Source organism: Chitinophaga oryzae, assembly GCF_012516375.2.
GTDB classification, from domain to species: Bacteria; Bacteroidota; Bacteroidia; order Chitinophagales; family Chitinophagaceae; genus Chitinophaga; species Chitinophaga oryzae.
Genome location: NZ_CP051204.2, coordinates 3,561,633 through 3,576,728 on the forward strand (window position 1 = coordinate 3,561,633; position 15,096 = coordinate 3,576,728).

Here is a 15,096-nt window from a genome sequence, read left to right on the forward strand (position 1 = left end):
ATACGAGCCGGCGTCAGGCAATGTAGATCTGGCATGCACCGGGAACGCGCCAACGTTTCCGGTTTTTTAATGGTGGTTGTCTTAAAGTCGCGTTTTGTATTAATTTAATATCATGGTATGGCCCTCCCTGCCATTTTTTATTCCAGGATGATGATCCTGTCTTTTGCCTGTTGCCCCTGCCCGGCCCTGACAAGCCTGAAACGGGCCTGGCCGGTTTGTTCCAGCATATGCACTACTTTGGACAACGGCTGACTTCTGGCGATTTGCCCGGTGTAGTGTATGTCGGGCTTCGCTTCATATTTTACTTCGATGTCGTACCAGCGTTCCAGGCAACGCATCACAGTTTCCAGATCGGCGTTGTCGAACAGAAACAGCCCGTTCTTCCAGGCGATAACATCAGGCGCAAAAGTGCGTGCTACCGTCAGCGGCTGGTCGCCGTTGCGGGCCGCTATGGCCTGCTGCCCCGGCTCCAGTACTACGCCGGCGTCTTTCCCGGGTGTGTTCACTTTCACCCGGCCGTCGACGAGGGTGGTGACAGTATAGGCTTCATTCGTGTAGGCGTTGATGTTGAAGCTGGTGCCCAGTACCTGTATTTCCTGCCTCGCTGTCTTTACCCTGAAAGGCTGCGCTGCGTTGGCTGCCACTTCGAAATACGCCTCTCCCTGCAGCTCCACGGTCCTGTCGGCGCCGTTGAAGGCGGTCGGATAACGCAGCGCGGAAGCGGTGTTCAGCCATACCGCGGTACCGTCGGGCAATATGACCCGGAACTGGCCGCCGCGCGGGGTCGTCAGCGTATTGTAAGCAGTAACGGCGCTGCGCGCTTGTACGCTGTATTGCAGCTGTCCGCCGGACTGGCGGATAGTGGTCTGCTGCTGGCCAATCACCTGCTGGCCGCTGCTGTCCAGCGCCACGGTGCTGCCATCGGCCAGCGTCAGCACGGCTTTGTTGCCGCCGGGCGCCTTGTCTGCCAACGGCGCTACCGCCTCATGGCGGGGCCGCGTGAGCAGCCAGGCGCCGCTGCCTAATAATAACAAGCCGGCAGCGGCGGCCCACCAGCTGCGACGCAGGTATCGAACGACGGACGAAGAGGCCGGTTTCCCGGTAATATGTTGCAACGTAGCCTGTATGGCCTTTTCCGGCATAGTAGCGGTTCCGCTGGTGGTGCGGAACAACTGGTCAATGGCTGTTTTAATGGCGGCTTCATGTGCAGGTTGCCGCATCAGCGCGTCAAACTCCCGGAGCTCGTCGGGCGTAGCCTGGCCGGCAGCATTCCTGCTAAATAAATATTCCAGTCGATTTTGGTCCATATAAGCTGTAAACGGTCGTAAATAGTAGGTGGTACGGTGCCGTTAATCATAAAGATCCCGGAACGCGATGGGGTGGGGGGTACAAAAAAAAATATTTTTTTAGTTGAGCATATGCAGGGTGGAGATAAAGATCAGCTCTGCACCGATCATAAAGGCGTCGTGGGATTCCAGGAAACTGCGGATATTTTTGACGGCCAGCGAAAGATGTTCTTTTACCGTATCGGGACGGATCTGCATCCGGGCGGCGATCTCTTCCCGCTTTAAACCTTCTTCGCGGCTCAGGCGCCATGCCATCTGCTGCCGGAGCGGCAACTGGCTTACGGCTTTGTTGACCAGCTCGTGGTAGTTGCGGTAAATGATCTGCTCATCGGTTTCATTGGACACAGGCAGCGGCAGCTCAAGGGTGTCCAGTATGACTTTCAGCCGGGTGCTGCGCCGCAGCGCCTTGTAAGCGTCGTTACGCGCGATGATGAACAGCCACGAAGGAATATCCATGATGTCAGGCAGCTGTGCCTGTTGTTTCCATACTTTCAGGAAAACATCCTGCACCAGCTCCTCCGCAACGGATTCCGTCTGCGTCAGCATCAGTCCTACTTCGTAAATTTTCTGGTAATGGTGACGGAAAAAGACAGCAAAAGCGGATTCATCACCTTTGGCTATCCGGGCAACGATCTCCCTTTCATTATATTGACTGCCCCTCATCAGTTAAAGTATTCCCCCGCTCACAAAAGTTGGTTTGGCTGGTTTGGGCGCTAAAGTATCAAAATCTTTTTAAAAACACAAACACCGGCCCTTTCAGCGCATTTGCCAAACTTTAAGTAGCTTTAAGGATGGACAATACCTTTATACAGGAACTGGACGGAAAACCGCTCTCCACCGCGGATATGCCCAGGTTGATGGCATTACAGTACGGACATTTTACAGCGATGCAGGTAAGATCGCGAAAGGTGAAAGGACTGCGCCTCCACCTGGAAAGACTGGCCCGCAGCAGCAATCAGCTGTTTGGCTGCCAGGTGCCGGAACAACACCTGCTGGATTGTTTGCATCACATCACGCAGGAGCAGGAAGACTGCTCGCTGCGGCTGAATGTTTTTACTACCGCCTTCGGACAAACGATCATCCGGGAGAAAGACCTGTATGTGCTGATCACCAAAACACCGGCGGTGGAACCGGCCACACAGCCGCTGAAAGTAAAATCCGCCCCTTTTAAACGCCTGCTGCCGGAAATCAAATACGGCGGCATTGTCTCCGGTATCCTGGCCTACCGCCGCCAGGCCATGGCAGCCGGGTTCGATGATGTGCTGTATGTGGACGAACAACAGCATATATCGGAAGGCAGCATCTGGAACGTCGGCTTTTACGATGGCCAAAGCATCGTATTGCCTGCCACGCCGGCGTTGCCGGGCATTATGGTCCAGCTGCTCTCCGATAGCCTGTGGGGCAACGGGGTGGCGGTCGTTCACCGGAACATATCACTGACACAACTATACGAATATAAAAACGCTTTTTATACCAACTCTGTTAACCACCGGGGGATGATCACGCAGATAGACCAACAGGTGTTTGACCATAGTCAGGAGACACTGGCTGACATACTGGAACGGGCCTACGAAGCGGTCCCCTGGGACAACCTGTAAAAGCACGATGAAAGAAAATAAGTACGATGATCCCGGCTTCTTCGAAAACTACAGCCGGATGGCACGCTCCGTAGAAGGACTGAACGCCGCAGGAGAATGGGAGGTGTTCCGCCGCCTGCTGCCGCCGCTGCAAAACAAACGGGTGCTCGACCTCGGCTGCGGCTTTGGATGGCACTGCCGCTATGTAATGGAACAACAGGCCGCCAGCGTGGTAGGAATGGACCTGTCCGAAAAAATGCTGGAACAGGCACGCCTGCGCAACAACGGACCAGGTATCACCTACCTGCGTGAAGCTATGGAAGACATTAATTTCCCGCTCGGTTCTTTTGACGTGGTGCTCAGCTCCCTGGCGCTGCATTATGTGGAACACTACGATCTTACCTGCCGCAAAATATACGACTGCCTGTCGCCTGGCGGCCATTTTGTATTTTCAACGGAACACCCCGTGTTTACCGCCATCGCGGCGCAGGACTGGCATTACGATGCTACCGGTCAGCGGCAGCATTGGCCGTTAGACCACTACCAGGATGAAGGCCGCCGTGTAGCCCGCTTCCTGGACAACGATGTAGTGAAATATCACCGTACGGTATCTACGCTGATCAACGGCCTGCTGGACGCTGGTTTCAGCGTCAGCCGCGTGGAAGAGCCGAAGCCCTCGCCGGCCGTGCTGGAGAAGTACCCGGAAATGAAAGACGAAACCCGTCGCCCTATTTTTATCCTGATAGCGGCGCAGAAACCATCAGCGGTATAACTGCCAGTCATACACGGCAATCATTTCATATAGCTGTTGCCGGTACTCCCGCAGCTGTAATTCCATGATGGTAACGGCCTCGAGGGAACGCAGCACGGTAGCCAGGCCCAGCCTGTTTTCCCGGTAGCGCGCCATATCCGCCTCCAGCGCCTGTTGCAGGAGCGGGATTATTTTTTCGCTCATGCCGTATACCCGTTGCTGTAAGTCGCGGATATCCCGCTCCAGCGCCGCCAGGCGGGCCTGTGTCTGCTGCAGCAGGTTGGTCCGCTGTTCGGTGAGCGCCGCAATGTCTGCCTGGATGGCCCGCGCTTTCCGCCGGTGATACCCCGCCGCCCATGGCGCCAGCGGTATCCGGATGCCGGCCATGATGTTAAAACTGTTCGGCACCAACGGCGATAAGGGGAAAAACTGGTAAAAACCTGCTTTGAAATCCGGCTTTTGCTCCTGCCGTAATGCTTTCCTGTTAAGATATTGCCACCGTATCGCTTCTTCCAGCTGATAGACTTCCTGGTTTGTTCGGGCCAGTGAAACCGTATCTGTATGGCCGGGGGTAAACACCGGCGCGTACAGGCTGTCTGTTGTAAAATCTTCGGGGAGAGACAACAAACTGCACAGGCGTGCTTTGGAACCGGCCGCCAGCGCTTCTTCCAGGCGGATACGGGTACGCACCTCCGTCAGCCGCGCGGCCGCCATGCTAACGTCGGCGACCTGTGCCTGCCGGTATGGAAGGCGTACCAGCGCTACCTGGTGGAGGAAAGACAGGACCTGCTCCTGCCGCTGCAGTACTGCGGCTTTCTGTAATGCCATCACCCTGTGGATATACTGTTGCCGCGCGGTGAAATGAAGCCGGTGCAACAGGATGGTCTGTGCGGTCTGTACCATATCCGTCTGAAAAGCAAGATACCGATAACGGGCCCTGAGCCGCCCGGGATGCGGGATCTCCTGCTCCACCTGTACGATGCGGCTGCCCAGCGCCACGTCATTGTAAACATAACGGGCCGACCATGGGATCATAAACGTGCCGGCGCCCACCACCGGCGGCGCCCAGGCGAGGGCCGCGCCGGCACTCAACCGGTAGGCCTGTGCCCTCAGGGTATATGCCTGTAACAGCAGATGGCTGTGCGCTATGCGGGACAGCATACTGTCGGGCTGGAGCACGGGCGCCGATTGCGCTCCTGACTTTTGCAGGGCGATGAGCAGCAGGAAGACCAGTAACCGGTACCTCATCAATGATGCATATAGTGAGCCTTGCCTAAGGTGCCTTCAATGGATTCAGGCAGTAACTGGTACTTGTTGCGCATGTCCACCGTGCCCAGTTTTTCCCCGGTGTTGATGTCTACCACGTCAATAGTACCGGCATTGAGGTTGGGCAGGTTCAACAGGTTATTTTGCACCGCTACCACGGAACGGCCGGATTTGGTTTTGAAAAAGGCCATGTGATGCGCGCCCTTGTCGGCCGGCAGCGTCCGTACCTGCCGCAGCTCGGGGAGGTAGTTGAGATCAAAGACCAGTATTTTCCCCGGCTGCCCGAAGCTCACATACATGAGTTTATCATCCGCGATGTAAAATTCCAATGCCCAGCCCAGTCCTTTGGACGCCCCTTTTAGTACCCGCTTGAACTCACTGTACTGACGTGCTTCTGCGTTGAAAGAGGCCATCCAGATATCGCCGCCGATCATGGTGTTGGCGAGCGCATAGGGTGGGTATTCGTTGCGGAGCAGCAGCACTTCCACAGGACTCGACAGGTCGTTGGCGCTGTCTGCCACGCGGTAGGTTTTGATGATGTTGAAAGTATGCATGTCTATCAGCGTGCAGGTGTTACCGACGCCACTGGTAAGGTCCGGATGAATGGTAGACGTCACCATGGCGAGGCCTTTGTCTTCATAGATGGAAATGCCATGCGGATACATAATGAATTTATCGGGATTGACATCGATAGAGGACGAAATGGTTTTGATCAGCTGGTTGTTTTGCGCATTGAAAACGCCGACACTGCCATCGCGGAGGCCTCCCTTGCCGCCCATGAATGTGACCCAGTACTGGCCGTTGCGGGTAAAGAATATATCTTCTCCTACCGTGTTCCCGCCGGTGTTTATGGGATTTACCTGGTAGATCACCGGGTAGCCTTCATGGTTCCACTCCATCTTCAGTTCATAGAGATAACTGCCGCCCAGTGCGGTAGTGTACAGTTTTTTGTCATCCCGGTTGAAATACAGGTGATGGGGTAATACGCCTTTGCCCAGTTCTGTTTTGTGAAGGATCTTCCCGAAGTCCGGAGATTCGGGGTCCAGCTCCATCACGGCAATACCATCGTTGCCGCCGGCCAGGTGCCGGTAGTCGATAAAGAAAAGTGTCTTCTGCTTGTCGGCAGGGTTCTCAATTTTTTTGCAGGCGTGCAACAGTAACAGGGAGCAACAACAAAACAGGATTTTGATCAATAACAGTGCGTTTTTCATACGTGGCAGTTTTTTAAAAGAGCATGAAGAGTTTAAATAGAGCTATAAAACTAACGGACGTGCTAAGAACTTATATAGCAGTCTGTTACTGAAGTTGTTCTGCATAGGCGCGCGGTACTTTTAACGTTGGCTGTACCATTCGCCAGTGCAGTGATTTGTTACTATTCGTGAACCTTTAATTCCACCCACCATGGAAAATGCTTTGCACCCCGGCGATTACTGGGACCATAGGTCCGATGATCGCAGACGATGGGAAAATGTTATCAACCTTTTTCTGAAGCCTGTCACAACCGCATTGTTGCAACACCTTCACCTGAAAAATCCTGTGCGGATACTCGATGTCGGCACGGGGACCGGCGAGCCGGGATTGTCTATTGCACAGTTATATCCGGAAGCGGAGGTAACGGGAACGGATATATCTACCCGTATGCTGGATATCGCTAAAGGAAAAGCGATAGAACGAGGATTGGCTAATTTTGACGTGGTATGCTGCGACGCAGTCGCCATGCCTTTTGAAGACCATTGGTTCGATGCCGTGGTATGCAGGAACGGCGTCATGTTTTTTAAAAACATTACAGACGGACTGCGGGAGATCAACCGGGTATTGAAGCCTGGCGGCCGGCTGGCGGTGTCTGCATGGGGATTGCTGGAGCAAAACCTGTGGATCAGTCTTGTGTTGGACATCATCGCCGCTGTGACCCGCCGGAAGCTGTACAACCAGCATGTACCGGGCATGTTCCACTGTATGCAGCCCGGGGTGATGGCCGACTGGTTTGAAACAGCCCATTTGCAAGCAGTGCAGGAGGAAGCGCTGACAGGCATTGTGCAGTTTAATTCAGTTGGCGATCACTGGCAGTATGTGACGCGCGTGAGCGCGGATGTGGTCAATGCACTGAAAGATATCCCGCCGCCGGTACAGGAGATCATCCGGTCGGAAGTGGCCAGCGCGGTAGGGCGGCATGTGATAGACGACAAGCTTTATTTTCAGTGGAGCCTGCGGGTGACTTCAGGCACTAAGGCCTGATGGCGCCGGCATATGTCAGCCCATTGTTTTCAAGGGCGGTAGTGAAGCGGTAACCGCCGGGCAGGCCGCTTTTCGACAGCACGATCTGCCATAGCTGGCTATGCCGTGCGCGGAACGACGCCGCACAGGACAACAGGTAATATTTCCACATGCGGAAGAAAGACTGATCGTACCGGTTCCTGAGCTTGTCCCAGTTGGCACTGATGTTTTCATACCAGGCCATGAGGGTTTTATCGTAGTTGACGCTGAAATTCTCCCAGTGTTCCATCACGAAAATACCTTCTATGGCCTGGCCTATCTGCCGGATCGTCGGGATAACGGCGCCGGGGAAAATGTATTTGTTGAGCCACTGATCGGTGAAGGCGTGCGTTTCGTTGCCGCCGATGGTATGCAGCAGGAACAGGCCGTTATCTTTCAGGCAGCGGGAGGCGACCTTCATATATTCGCTGTAGTTATGTGAGCCTACGTGCTCAAACATGCCCAACGAAACAATAGCGTCGAATTTTTCATTCAGCAGGCGGTAGTCCTGCAGCCGCAGGGTGACGGGCAGGCCGGCGCACAGCTGCTGCCCGAGGGCCAGCTGTTCTTTGGAGATGGTCACCCCGGTGACGCTTACCCCGTATTTTTCGGCGGCATACTTCGCAAAGCTTCCCCAGCCGCAACCAATGTCGAGGACATGCATGCCGGGCTTCAGCTGCAGCTTGCGGCAGGAGAGGTCCAGTTTGTTTTCCTGGGCCTGGTCCAGCGTGGCGGCGTTGTCCCAGAATGCGCAGGTGTACACGAGGCGTTTGTCCAGCATGTTCAGGAAAAGATCGTTGCCTGCGTCGTAGTGGCGCTGGCCGTTACGGGTGGCGCGGGCAGGGCGCTGGAAGTTAAACATGCGGGCCAGCAGGATGTCCATCTTCAGCCGTATGCTTTTGCGGACGCTTTTGTCGAGGTTGGAACGCAGCAGTTTATAAAAGAATTCGTCCAGCCGGAGGCAGTCCCAGTAGCCATCCATATACGACTCGCCCAGTCCGAGAGAGCCGTTGTACAAGGCCCGGGAATAAAAATCTTCGTTGTATACGCGTATGTCCCACGGGTTGCTTCCATTAACCGTGATGCCCGCTGCCGACAGCAGCCGGGTGACAATACCCTTTGATTTTTCGTTGTTCATGGCTGTATAACAAGTTAACAGGCCAGGAGAGCTATTTGTTCCCGCCAAAGTGATTTTTTTGAGGTGTCGGGCCGTTTGGGGGTGCGATCGCCTGCTACAAATGTAACAATATTTCACGGGTAAAAACCACCGCTGCTGCATGCCCCTCGCAGTATAGCCTGAGGCTGTCGTTTGCTTTTTTGGAATACTGTTTTATAATTTGAACAGTGTTCAATATATTTGCAGGTATAAAAACGTGAACAGGCTAATATGAAGAACAAGGCCTTGCAGGAACAACGGATCAGGGGGTACTTCATCGAAGCGACCAAAGAGATCCTGAAAAGCGAAGGACTGAAAAGTGTCAGCGTCCGCAACATTGCGGAGAAGGCAGGTTATTCCTTTGCCACGCTGTACAACTATTTTAAGGACGCCAAAGACCTGGTATTCCTCTGTGTACAGGACTTCCAGGAAGAATGCAGCGCGCATGTGGCCACCCGCAGCGCCAAAGCGGCAAGAGGAGAGAAGAAGCTGCGTGCCATCCTCCTGGCTTACCTGGAGTATTTCGTACAATATCCCGGCATATTTGAACTGTTCTTCATGGAAAAACTGTCGGAGCTGAACAAACAGCCGGAGACAGCTCCTATGATCACCGGCTTCCTGGACAGGCTGTGCGAAGAAGAATGGAAATACCTGGTCGCAAATAAAGCTGTGAGCGTGGCAGCGGCAACCAATAAAAAAGCGGCGCTCCTGTACGGGCTTTCCGGCCTGCTGTTGTTGTACATCAACCGGCAGATGCCCGCAGGTTACCCGGCGTTCCTGAAAGCAGCCAATAGCTTCATCGACAGCCAGCTAAAAGAGATGAACACATGAAATCGAAAAAAGAATTAAAAGAGGCTTACCGGCAAATGTCTTTCCGCATGGGCGTGTTCTGCCTGCGCAATAAAAAAGATAACCGGATATGGATACATCACAGCATGGACCTCGACCGTGCCTGGAACTCGGTGCGGTTGCAGCTGCAGTCCGACAGGCATCCCAATACGGCATTGCAGGAGGACTGGAACCGGCTGGGAGAAGAGAATTTTGCCTGCGAGATCATAGAGGAACTGAAGGATACACAGGACCCTGCAGTAGACTATAAAAAAGAGGTGCTGGAACTGTATAAACTATGCCTCGAAGAACTGCAGCCCTATCACGACAAAGGATATCACCGGCAGAAAAGCTGATCGGACAGGGATTTTAAGTATATTGCGCCCGCAATAAGCTGTAGTTTAATGGAAAAATACACGTCACCAAAACGTGAGATGTAAGTTCGATTCCTGCCGGCTTTATTGCGCTATTCAGGGGGATAGTTTAAAATGGAAAAACACCGGCCAGCATAAGCCGGAAGATGTAGGTTCGAGCCCTGCTCCTCCACCAATTTTTGTAATAACCCTTACGGATATACGATATCGTCAGCGGGCGTTCTGAAAAACGCCCGCTTTTTATTGGTATCGCCGGCTTATAAAACACACTGCTTTGAAATGCGCTAGCCCTGTTTGGCCCTTTCCGGCCCCGGTGCTTATAACACTCTTTTGAAGTGTACGCGTATTATAACAACTTACCTTCGGCGTAATGACCAGATATAAAATACACACAGATGGTTATGTGAATGCCTGCCAAACAAAACAATCACTGACTGGAATTTTTATTTCGTTATTTCGGAAAATCTCGATATGTTTGCAAAATGGAATTAATGTTGATCTTCAAAGCGCTCAGCAACAACACCAGGGTAAACATGCTCATCTGGCTCAAACAGCCACATCTCCACTTTCCTGCAGAGGAATTATTGGACTATGATGCCCATCTCGGCGTTTGCGTCAGCGACATTACCCAAAAAGCCGGGTTATCGCTGTCCACAACGTCTGACTACCTGAGTATCCTGCAAAAATGCGGGCTTGTTGAAGCTACACGCGTCGGCCAGTGGACGTACTACAAACGTAACGAGGCGGCAATGGCGCGGCTGAGCGGATTAATTGAACAGGCATTCTGATTTTTTAATGCTATACATTTCGAAAATACGCGAAATATCGAATTATGAAAGCAGTTGTCATCGAAAATTATGGAGGACCGGAAGTCCTCCGGTTAAAAGAAGTGCCTACACCTTCGGTAACAGGGCATTCCCAGGTGCTGGTGAGAGTAAGGGCAGCCTCCGTAAATCCGCTCGACTACCAGGTAAGGCGGGGAGACTATGCACCACTGTTTAATTTGCCCATTATCACCGGTCACGATGTTGCGGGCGACGTGATCGCAGTGGGTGAAGGCGTGAAAAAATGGCGGCCCGGCGATAAAGTCTATTATTCCCCGCGGTTTGGTGGCCCCGGCAGTTATGCTGAATACCATCTGACGGACGAATCTTCGTTGTCCGCAATGCCCGATCACCTCAGCTACGAGGAAGCTGCTGCCGCTCCGCTGGTTGGCGGAACGGTATGGGAAATGCTGGTGGTACGGGCGCAACTAAAAGAAGGCGATACCATTCTCATTCCGGGAGGCGCCGGTGGCGTTGGATCATTAGCCATACAGGTTGCTAAATCACTGGGGGCTTTTGTGTACACAACTGGTCAGAGCATTTTACAGGCGCAACTGCATCGCCTTGGAGCGGATGTAGTCATTGACCATCACAAAAAAAATTACATCGAAGAGATACAGGCCCATACTAAAGGAAGAGGAGTGGATGTAATCATTGACACGGTTGGCGGCAGCACGCTCTCGGACAGTCCGCTAGCCCTGGCCGACTACGGCCGCATTGTTACCCTGGTGGACATTGCACTGCCACAGAATCTTATCCATGCCTGGGAACGAAATGCGACCTACCATTTTGTTTTTACCCGGCAGAGCAGAGAGGAACTGCATCCTATTACCAGCTTAATTGAAACCGGACAGGTGAAGCCGGTGATAGACAGCGTCTATCCGATCGACGACGCTCAAAGTGCGCATCGGAGAATAGAGGACGCAAAACGGGACAGGCCTTTATTGGGTAAAATTGTGCTGTCACTGTAAAGCGAAAGAGGCGCCTGCAAAGTGCGCCTCTCTTGCTTTACAATATTCTTTATAAATATTGAAAAATGTTATTATGTTTGCGCCCGTGACGGACCGTGGCTCAATTGGAGGAGCGCCTGCTCTGCAAGCAGGAGGTGGGAGTTCGATTCTCCCCGGTCCTGTCACATTTTTCGCTCTCCGTTAACGATACACACTCTTTATTGCTTTACTGTCCTGATGTACAAAATTGCCGGGCGACGCCGGGAAATCTTTCATCGCGGAAAGGTGCAGCGGCAGATTGCCTTTCGCGCCCAATGCCTTGGTGGAAGGGGCATAGCCAAGGTCTATCCATTTCAGGTAAGGCCTGGAGGAAAGCAGGTCATGGAGCAACTGCATCCCTTCGGCTTCGATACCGCAGCTGGACAGGCTAAGCTGTTCCAGCGTGGTGTTTTGCTGCAGCCCGCGTATTAGATGAGCCACTCCTTTATCGCCGATATTATTCACGCTCAGGAAGAGGGATTTCAGGTGTTTGTTGGCGATCAGCATATCGCTGACAGGTATCATCATATCGGCGGTCAGGTAGTTGCCGCTCAGGTACAACCGTTCTACCGTCCTGTTTTCTTTCAAGTATTCCAGCAGTGTCAGGAAGCCCTCCCCGGCGCAGGTATTCACCAGGTCCAGCGTACGCAGGTGCGGGTTCTGTTGCAGCAGCCGTACAATGTTTTTCATGCTCTGGCTGCCGATGGGATTTCTTTTGAGCCACATGCTTTTAACGGACCGGTTTCCGCCGAGGGCCTCACAGAGCGCCTCTGTGCCTGCCTGCTCTATGTAGTTGCAGCCGAGATATACGGTTTCAATCGTACGGTTTACAGACACCAGGTCTGCCACGGCCTGTGCGCCGGGATTGCCAAAGGCATTGGTGCCCATCAGGATATGTTTGATCTGTGTATTCTCCCGCAGCGCGGCAGCCACCAGTTGTACGCCTTCCACGCCCAGCTGTTGTTTGCACATGTCCAGCCGTCCGTCTGTAGTGACCGTGCCTACCGGGAACACCAGGTCGGTAACGGGCAACGGCTGGTTGTTTTCGAGGTACGCCAGCACGGGGTCAAGATCGCTCCGGTGAAAAGGAAACGTGTCTTTTACATAATCGACGGGACAGACAACGGTATTATTCTGCATATCATTGCTTTTACAGGGTGATGATCGAAATAAGTGTTACCAGGCATACGGCTGGTAGTCTTTCAGGAAATGTCCGAACAGCGGGATGTCCGGACCGGAGAGGCCGGACACGATAGGATCGTAGATGCGCGCCATGCCGTCGGTTTCATCCAGCGGCGGCACAAAGCCGTCTTCATCATATAGCCGTTCTTTTTTAGGATGCGGATTTTCCTGCGTAATCCAGCCGGTGTCTACGCTGTTCATGTAGATGCCGTCCAGTGCATAATCCTGTGCGGACGTACGTGTCATCATATTCAGCGCCGCTTTGGCCATATTGGTATGCGGGTGGTACGGCGTTTTGGAGCCGCGGTTAAACTGTCCCTCCATGGCCGATACGTTGATGATAAACCGGCGCGGAAATGGCGATTGTTTCAGCAGCGCTTTCAGGCGGCTGTTGAGCATAAAAGGCGCTGTCACGTTCACCAGCTGTGTCTCCAGCATTTCGCCCGGCGGCACTTCATCCAGCCGCAGCGTCCAGCTGTTGCTGGTGCGGAGGTCTAGCTGCTGCCGGTCTTTATCGTACTGTCCGGCCGGAAAACACTGGTGCATTTCGGCGGGCAGCAGTTGCTGCTCCCAGCCATCGCCCAGGTAGCGGAAGGGCGGGGCAGGAGCGAGGCACGGCCGTACCGCCGCGGGCAATGTTTCCAGCGGCGCTTCTTCCGTTGCGAAAAGATGCTGGTAAAAAGCAGCCGGCCTTTTGACCGTCTGTGCCGCATTATGTATCAGGATGTCGAGGTGGGCCTCACCGGCGTACAGCTGTTGTATGAACTGCTGCACCTGGCCGGGACTGCGCAGGTCCAGCGCCACAATCTTCAGCCGGTGCCCCCATTCGGAAAAATCTTTTTCTTCGCTGAAGCGCAACGCACAGTCTTTGGCAAAGCGGGTGGTCACCCATACCCGGGCGCCGTCGCGCAGCAGCCGCAGGGCGGTGAGATAGCCTATTTTGATGCGGCCGCCGGTAACTACGGCGACCCGCCCGTGCAGATCGGCGCGCTGCAGCCGTTTGTTGTAGTTGAGCGCTGCGCAGGAAGGACATAGCATATGATAGAAAAAATGCACGTTCCTGTAGGGGACCTGGCAAGTGTAACAGCGCTGATGACCGGTCAGCGTCAGGTTTTCCTCTTTACCGGCTGGCTGACCGGTGTCCGGCTGTTCATATTTCCTGAAAAGCTGCGTCCGGGAAAGCACCTCTTTTTTGTCGTATTGCCGCAATACATCCTGCTTCTGCGATATTTGCTTCAACCGCTGTAAAGTCATCCTCACCGGTGGCGGCGCTACCGCCGTCAGGGCTGCTTCTGCCACCGCTGCCTTGTTGTCTTTCTTGGCGCGCTTGTACAGTTTGGTCACCAACCCCTTTAATACCATGTTGTCCGGCGACTGCTCCGGATCTCTTGATAAGACCTGCAGCACTTTTATGCAGGCTTCCCATTCTTCTTGTGTAAATGCTCGCTCCATCGTCCGCTGGGTTAAAAAATAAATTGGATGACTAAAGATAGATCTTATTAATTTATGTTAATATATTTGTGACTGCACCCTATTTAACGCACAATGATGATCTCACGTTTCCGAATACACTGCGCCCGCACCTTCCTCGCCCTGCTGACGGTTATCTCCCTGTGGGGATGCTCCAAAGAGTACTCCAGGGAAAGCCCTGTCACAGGGCCCGTTGAGCAACCGGCCGAGATGGCGGCCTATGCCCTCGAACATCAGGGCGGCAGCTGTTCCGACGCTGTGGTAACCGGCACTTTTAAAGCCGGCACCCCTGTTGCTGCCGGTGCAAAAATACAGGTAACGGTGCAGGTGGCCATGCCGGGTACATGGATACTGACAACCGGGAACGTGAACGGGATGGAATTTACCGGCGGCGGTACTTTTACCGCTACGGGCAAATATACGATTACGCTGATGGGCAGGGGAACGCCTCAACAGGAAGGCTCTTTTATTTTTCCGCTGAAGACCAGCGGATCTTCCTGCGGCGTTACTGTAAAAGTAAGCGGCGACGGTCCTGAAATACCTGCACCGCCGGCGGACTTCTACTACAAAATGACGGTTAACGGGAAAGACTATGTGCAGGAAGTGACAGATGCCAGCCTGTACGTGCTCGTTTCACAAACCACCGGCGGTACAGATGTGCTGCTGGGTACCGGTATCTCCTGGGCTGGCAGTGCCAATCTCCCGCTGGGCAAAACAGAAATGATCATCGCCAAGGGTATGCTGGCCAATTTTGATGCAGCGAGCGACCTGGAATTTAAAAATTTCTTCCAGCCGGGCAATTACAATTACATGACCATGAACAACCAGACTTTCGGTAACGGCATGCTGCTCACCTGGACGGATGAAAAAGGGGTGACCTGGACATCGCTGAACGGCGCCACCAATCAGCCTGATGGCACCTTCGCCATCATGAGCGCGGAAGACTGGTCCGGCTATCCGGGATATTACGGCGTGAAAGTAAAGATGAAGTTCACCTGCAAGCTGTATAACGAAGCAGGTGCGGAACTAACGATCACCAACGGCGAGATGGTCGGCGGATTTCTCAAGAAAAGATAATCC

Annotated in this window: 15 protein-coding genes and 3 tRNA genes; 11 read left to right on the forward strand and 7 right to left on the reverse strand. The window is 53.5% G+C overall.

The window, feature by feature from the left end; all coding sequences use genetic code 11:
• Positions 1 to 137: 137 nt before the first annotated feature.
• Both HF324_RS14875 and HF324_RS14880 read right to left on the reverse strand, forming a co-directional pair.
• Complete coding sequence (locus HF324_RS14875) at positions 138 to 1,307, reverse strand: FecR family protein (protein ID WP_168860170.1); 1,170 nt, start codon at positions 1,305 to 1,307, stop codon at positions 138 to 140.
• Positions 1,308 to 1,406: 99 nt separating this feature from the next.
• Positions 1,407 to 2,009 carry an RNA polymerase sigma factor gene (locus tag HF324_RS14880; protein ID WP_168803241.1) on the reverse strand — a complete coding sequence of 201 codons (603 nt, stop codon included), beginning with the start codon at positions 2,007 to 2,009 and terminating at the stop codon, positions 1,407 to 1,409.
• A gap of 128 nt (positions 2,010 to 2,137) precedes the next feature.
• Between HF324_RS14880 and HF324_RS14885 the strand changes: the two genes are divergently transcribed.
• Positions 2,138 to 2,944, forward strand: coding sequence for an aminotransferase class IV (locus tag HF324_RS14885; protein ID WP_168803242.1), 807 nt, complete (start codon positions 2,138 to 2,140; stop codon positions 2,942 to 2,944).
• Positions 2,945 to 2,951: 7 nt separating this feature from the next.
• On the forward strand, positions 2,952 to 3,695 hold the full coding sequence (locus tag HF324_RS14890) for a class I SAM-dependent methyltransferase (protein ID WP_168860171.1): 744 nt from the start codon (positions 2,952 to 2,954) through the stop codon (positions 3,693 to 3,695).
• Here HF324_RS14890 and HF324_RS14895 read toward each other — a convergent pair.
• Positions 3,684 to 4,922 (reverse strand): TolC family protein, encoded by a 1,239-nt coding sequence (locus tag HF324_RS14895; RefSeq protein ID WP_168860172.1) that lies wholly within the window; start codon positions 4,920 to 4,922, stop codon positions 3,684 to 3,686. The two genes, HF324_RS14890 and HF324_RS14895, sit on opposite strands and share 12 nt — an antisense overlap.
• Entirely contained in the window at positions 4,922 to 6,151 is a 1,230-nt protein-coding gene (locus tag HF324_RS14900; RefSeq protein ID WP_168803245.1) for a YncE family protein, read from the reverse strand. Before HF324_RS14900 ends, HF324_RS14895 begins: the two co-directional genes overlap by 1 nt.
• Before the next feature lie 190 nt (positions 6,152 to 6,341).
• Between HF324_RS14900 and HF324_RS14905 the strand changes: the two genes are divergently transcribed.
• Positions 6,342 to 7,175, forward strand: coding sequence for a class I SAM-dependent methyltransferase (locus tag HF324_RS14905; RefSeq protein ID WP_168860173.1), 834 nt, complete (start codon positions 6,342 to 6,344; stop codon positions 7,173 to 7,175).
• Here the strand turns inward: HF324_RS14905 and cfa are convergent.
• The gene (cfa, locus tag HF324_RS14910; protein WP_168860174.1) at positions 7,165 to 8,331 is read right to left on the reverse strand and encodes a cyclopropane fatty acyl phospholipid synthase; all 1,167 of its coding nucleotides are present in this window, start codon (positions 8,329 to 8,331) and stop codon (positions 7,165 to 7,167) included. The genes HF324_RS14905 and cfa overlap by 11 nt on opposite strands.
• A gap of 249 nt (positions 8,332 to 8,580) precedes the next feature.
• Here cfa and HF324_RS14915 point away from each other — a divergent pair, with 249 nt between their 5' ends.
• The 7 genes from HF324_RS14915 to HF324_RS14945 all read left to right on the forward strand — a co-directional run bounded on the left by HF324_RS14915 (position 8,581) and on the right by HF324_RS14945 (position 11,507).
• Positions 8,581 to 9,180: a TetR/AcrR family transcriptional regulator gene (locus tag HF324_RS14915; RefSeq protein WP_168803248.1), complete on the forward strand. Its 600-nt coding sequence runs from the start codon at positions 8,581 to 8,583 to the stop codon at positions 9,178 to 9,180.
• A complete protein-coding gene (locus HF324_RS14920) occupies positions 9,177 to 9,533 on the forward strand; it encodes a GIY-YIG nuclease family protein (RefSeq protein WP_168860175.1) in 357 nt (118 codons plus the stop codon). Before HF324_RS14915 ends, HF324_RS14920 begins: the two co-directional genes overlap by 4 nt.
• Positions 9,534 to 9,568: 35 nt before the next feature.
• Positions 9,569 to 9,638: transfer RNA gene (locus tag HF324_RS14925), tRNA-Trp, on the forward strand.
• Positions 9,639 to 9,650: 12 nt separating this feature from the next.
• Positions 9,651 to 9,726: transfer RNA gene (locus tag HF324_RS14930), tRNA-Cys, on the forward strand.
• Between the two features lie 316 nt (positions 9,727 to 10,042).
• Entirely contained in the window at positions 10,043 to 10,339 is a 297-nt protein-coding gene (locus HF324_RS14935) for an ArsR/SmtB family transcription factor (RefSeq protein ID WP_246269540.1), read from the forward strand.
• Between the two features lie 44 nt (positions 10,340 to 10,383).
• Entirely contained in the window at positions 10,384 to 11,346 is a 963-nt protein-coding gene (locus HF324_RS14940) for a zinc-binding dehydrogenase (protein ID WP_168860176.1), read from the forward strand.
• Positions 11,347 to 11,435: 89 nt separating this feature from the next.
• Positions 11,436 to 11,507: transfer RNA gene (locus HF324_RS14945), tRNA-Ala, on the forward strand.
• A gap of 19 nt (positions 11,508 to 11,526) precedes the next feature.
• On the opposite strand, the gene HF324_RS14950 is transcribed toward HF324_RS14945, so the two are convergent.
• Positions 11,527 to 12,504: a leucine-rich repeat domain-containing protein gene (locus HF324_RS14950; RefSeq protein ID WP_168860177.1), complete on the reverse strand. Its 978-nt coding sequence runs from the start codon at positions 12,502 to 12,504 to the stop codon at positions 11,527 to 11,529.
• A 36-nt stretch (positions 12,505 to 12,540) separates the two neighbouring features.
• On the reverse strand, positions 12,541 to 13,998 hold the full coding sequence (locus HF324_RS14955; RefSeq protein ID WP_168860178.1) for an SDR family NAD(P)-dependent oxidoreductase: 1,458 nt from the start codon (positions 13,996 to 13,998) through the stop codon (positions 12,541 to 12,543).
• Positions 13,999 to 14,091: 93 nt separating this feature from the next.
• Here HF324_RS14955 and HF324_RS14960 point away from each other — a divergent pair, with 93 nt between their 5' ends.
• Positions 14,092 to 15,093, forward strand: a complete 1,002-nt coding sequence (locus tag HF324_RS14960; RefSeq protein WP_168860179.1) for a hypothetical protein — start codon at positions 14,092 to 14,094, stop codon at positions 15,091 to 15,093.
• Positions 15,094 to 15,096: the final 3 nt, after the last annotated feature.

Excerpts from the sequence above, each read along its gene's own strand:
- HF324_RS14875 (WP_168860170.1), bottom strand. The coding sequence starts at position 1,307 with ATGGACCAAAATCGACTGGAATATTTATTTAGCAGGAATGCTGCCGGC.
- HF324_RS14880 (WP_168803241.1), bottom strand. The coding sequence starts at position 2,009 with ATGAGGGGCAGTCAATATAATGAAAGGGAGATCGTTGCCCGGATAGCC.
- HF324_RS14885 (WP_168803242.1), top strand. The coding sequence starts at position 2,138 with ATGGACAATACCTTTATACAGGAACTGGACGGAAAACCGCTCTCCACC.
- HF324_RS14890 (WP_168860171.1), top strand. The coding sequence starts at position 2,952 with ATGAAAGAAAATAAGTACGATGATCCCGGCTTCTTCGAAAACTACAGC.
- HF324_RS14895 (WP_168860172.1), bottom strand. The coding sequence starts at position 4,922 with ATGAGGTACCGGTTACTGGTCTTCCTGCTGCTCATCGCCCTGCAAAAG.
- HF324_RS14900 (WP_168803245.1), bottom strand. The coding sequence starts at position 6,151 with ATGAAAAACGCACTGTTATTGATCAAAATCCTGTTTTGTTGTTGCTCC.
- HF324_RS14905 (WP_168860173.1), top strand. The coding sequence starts at position 6,342 with ATGGAAAATGCTTTGCACCCCGGCGATTACTGGGACCATAGGTCCGAT.
- cfa (WP_168860174.1), bottom strand. The coding sequence starts at position 8,331 with ATGAACAACGAAAAATCAAAGGGTATTGTCACCCGGCTGCTGTCGGCA.
- HF324_RS14915 (WP_168803248.1), top strand. The coding sequence starts at position 8,581 with ATGAAGAACAAGGCCTTGCAGGAACAACGGATCAGGGGGTACTTCATC.
- HF324_RS14920 (WP_168860175.1), top strand. The coding sequence starts at position 9,177 with ATGAAATCGAAAAAAGAATTAAAAGAGGCTTACCGGCAAATGTCTTTC.
- HF324_RS14935 (WP_246269540.1), top strand. The coding sequence starts at position 10,043 with ATGTTGATCTTCAAAGCGCTCAGCAACAACACCAGGGTAAACATGCTC.
- HF324_RS14940 (WP_168860176.1), top strand. The coding sequence starts at position 10,384 with ATGAAAGCAGTTGTCATCGAAAATTATGGAGGACCGGAAGTCCTCCGG.
- HF324_RS14950 (WP_168860177.1), bottom strand. The coding sequence starts at position 12,504 with ATGCAGAATAATACCGTTGTCTGTCCCGTCGATTATGTAAAAGACACG.
- HF324_RS14955 (WP_168860178.1), bottom strand. The coding sequence starts at position 13,998 with ATGGAGCGAGCATTTACACAAGAAGAATGGGAAGCCTGCATAAAAGTG.
- HF324_RS14960 (WP_168860179.1), top strand. The coding sequence starts at position 14,092 with ATGATGATCTCACGTTTCCGAATACACTGCGCCCGCACCTTCCTCGCC.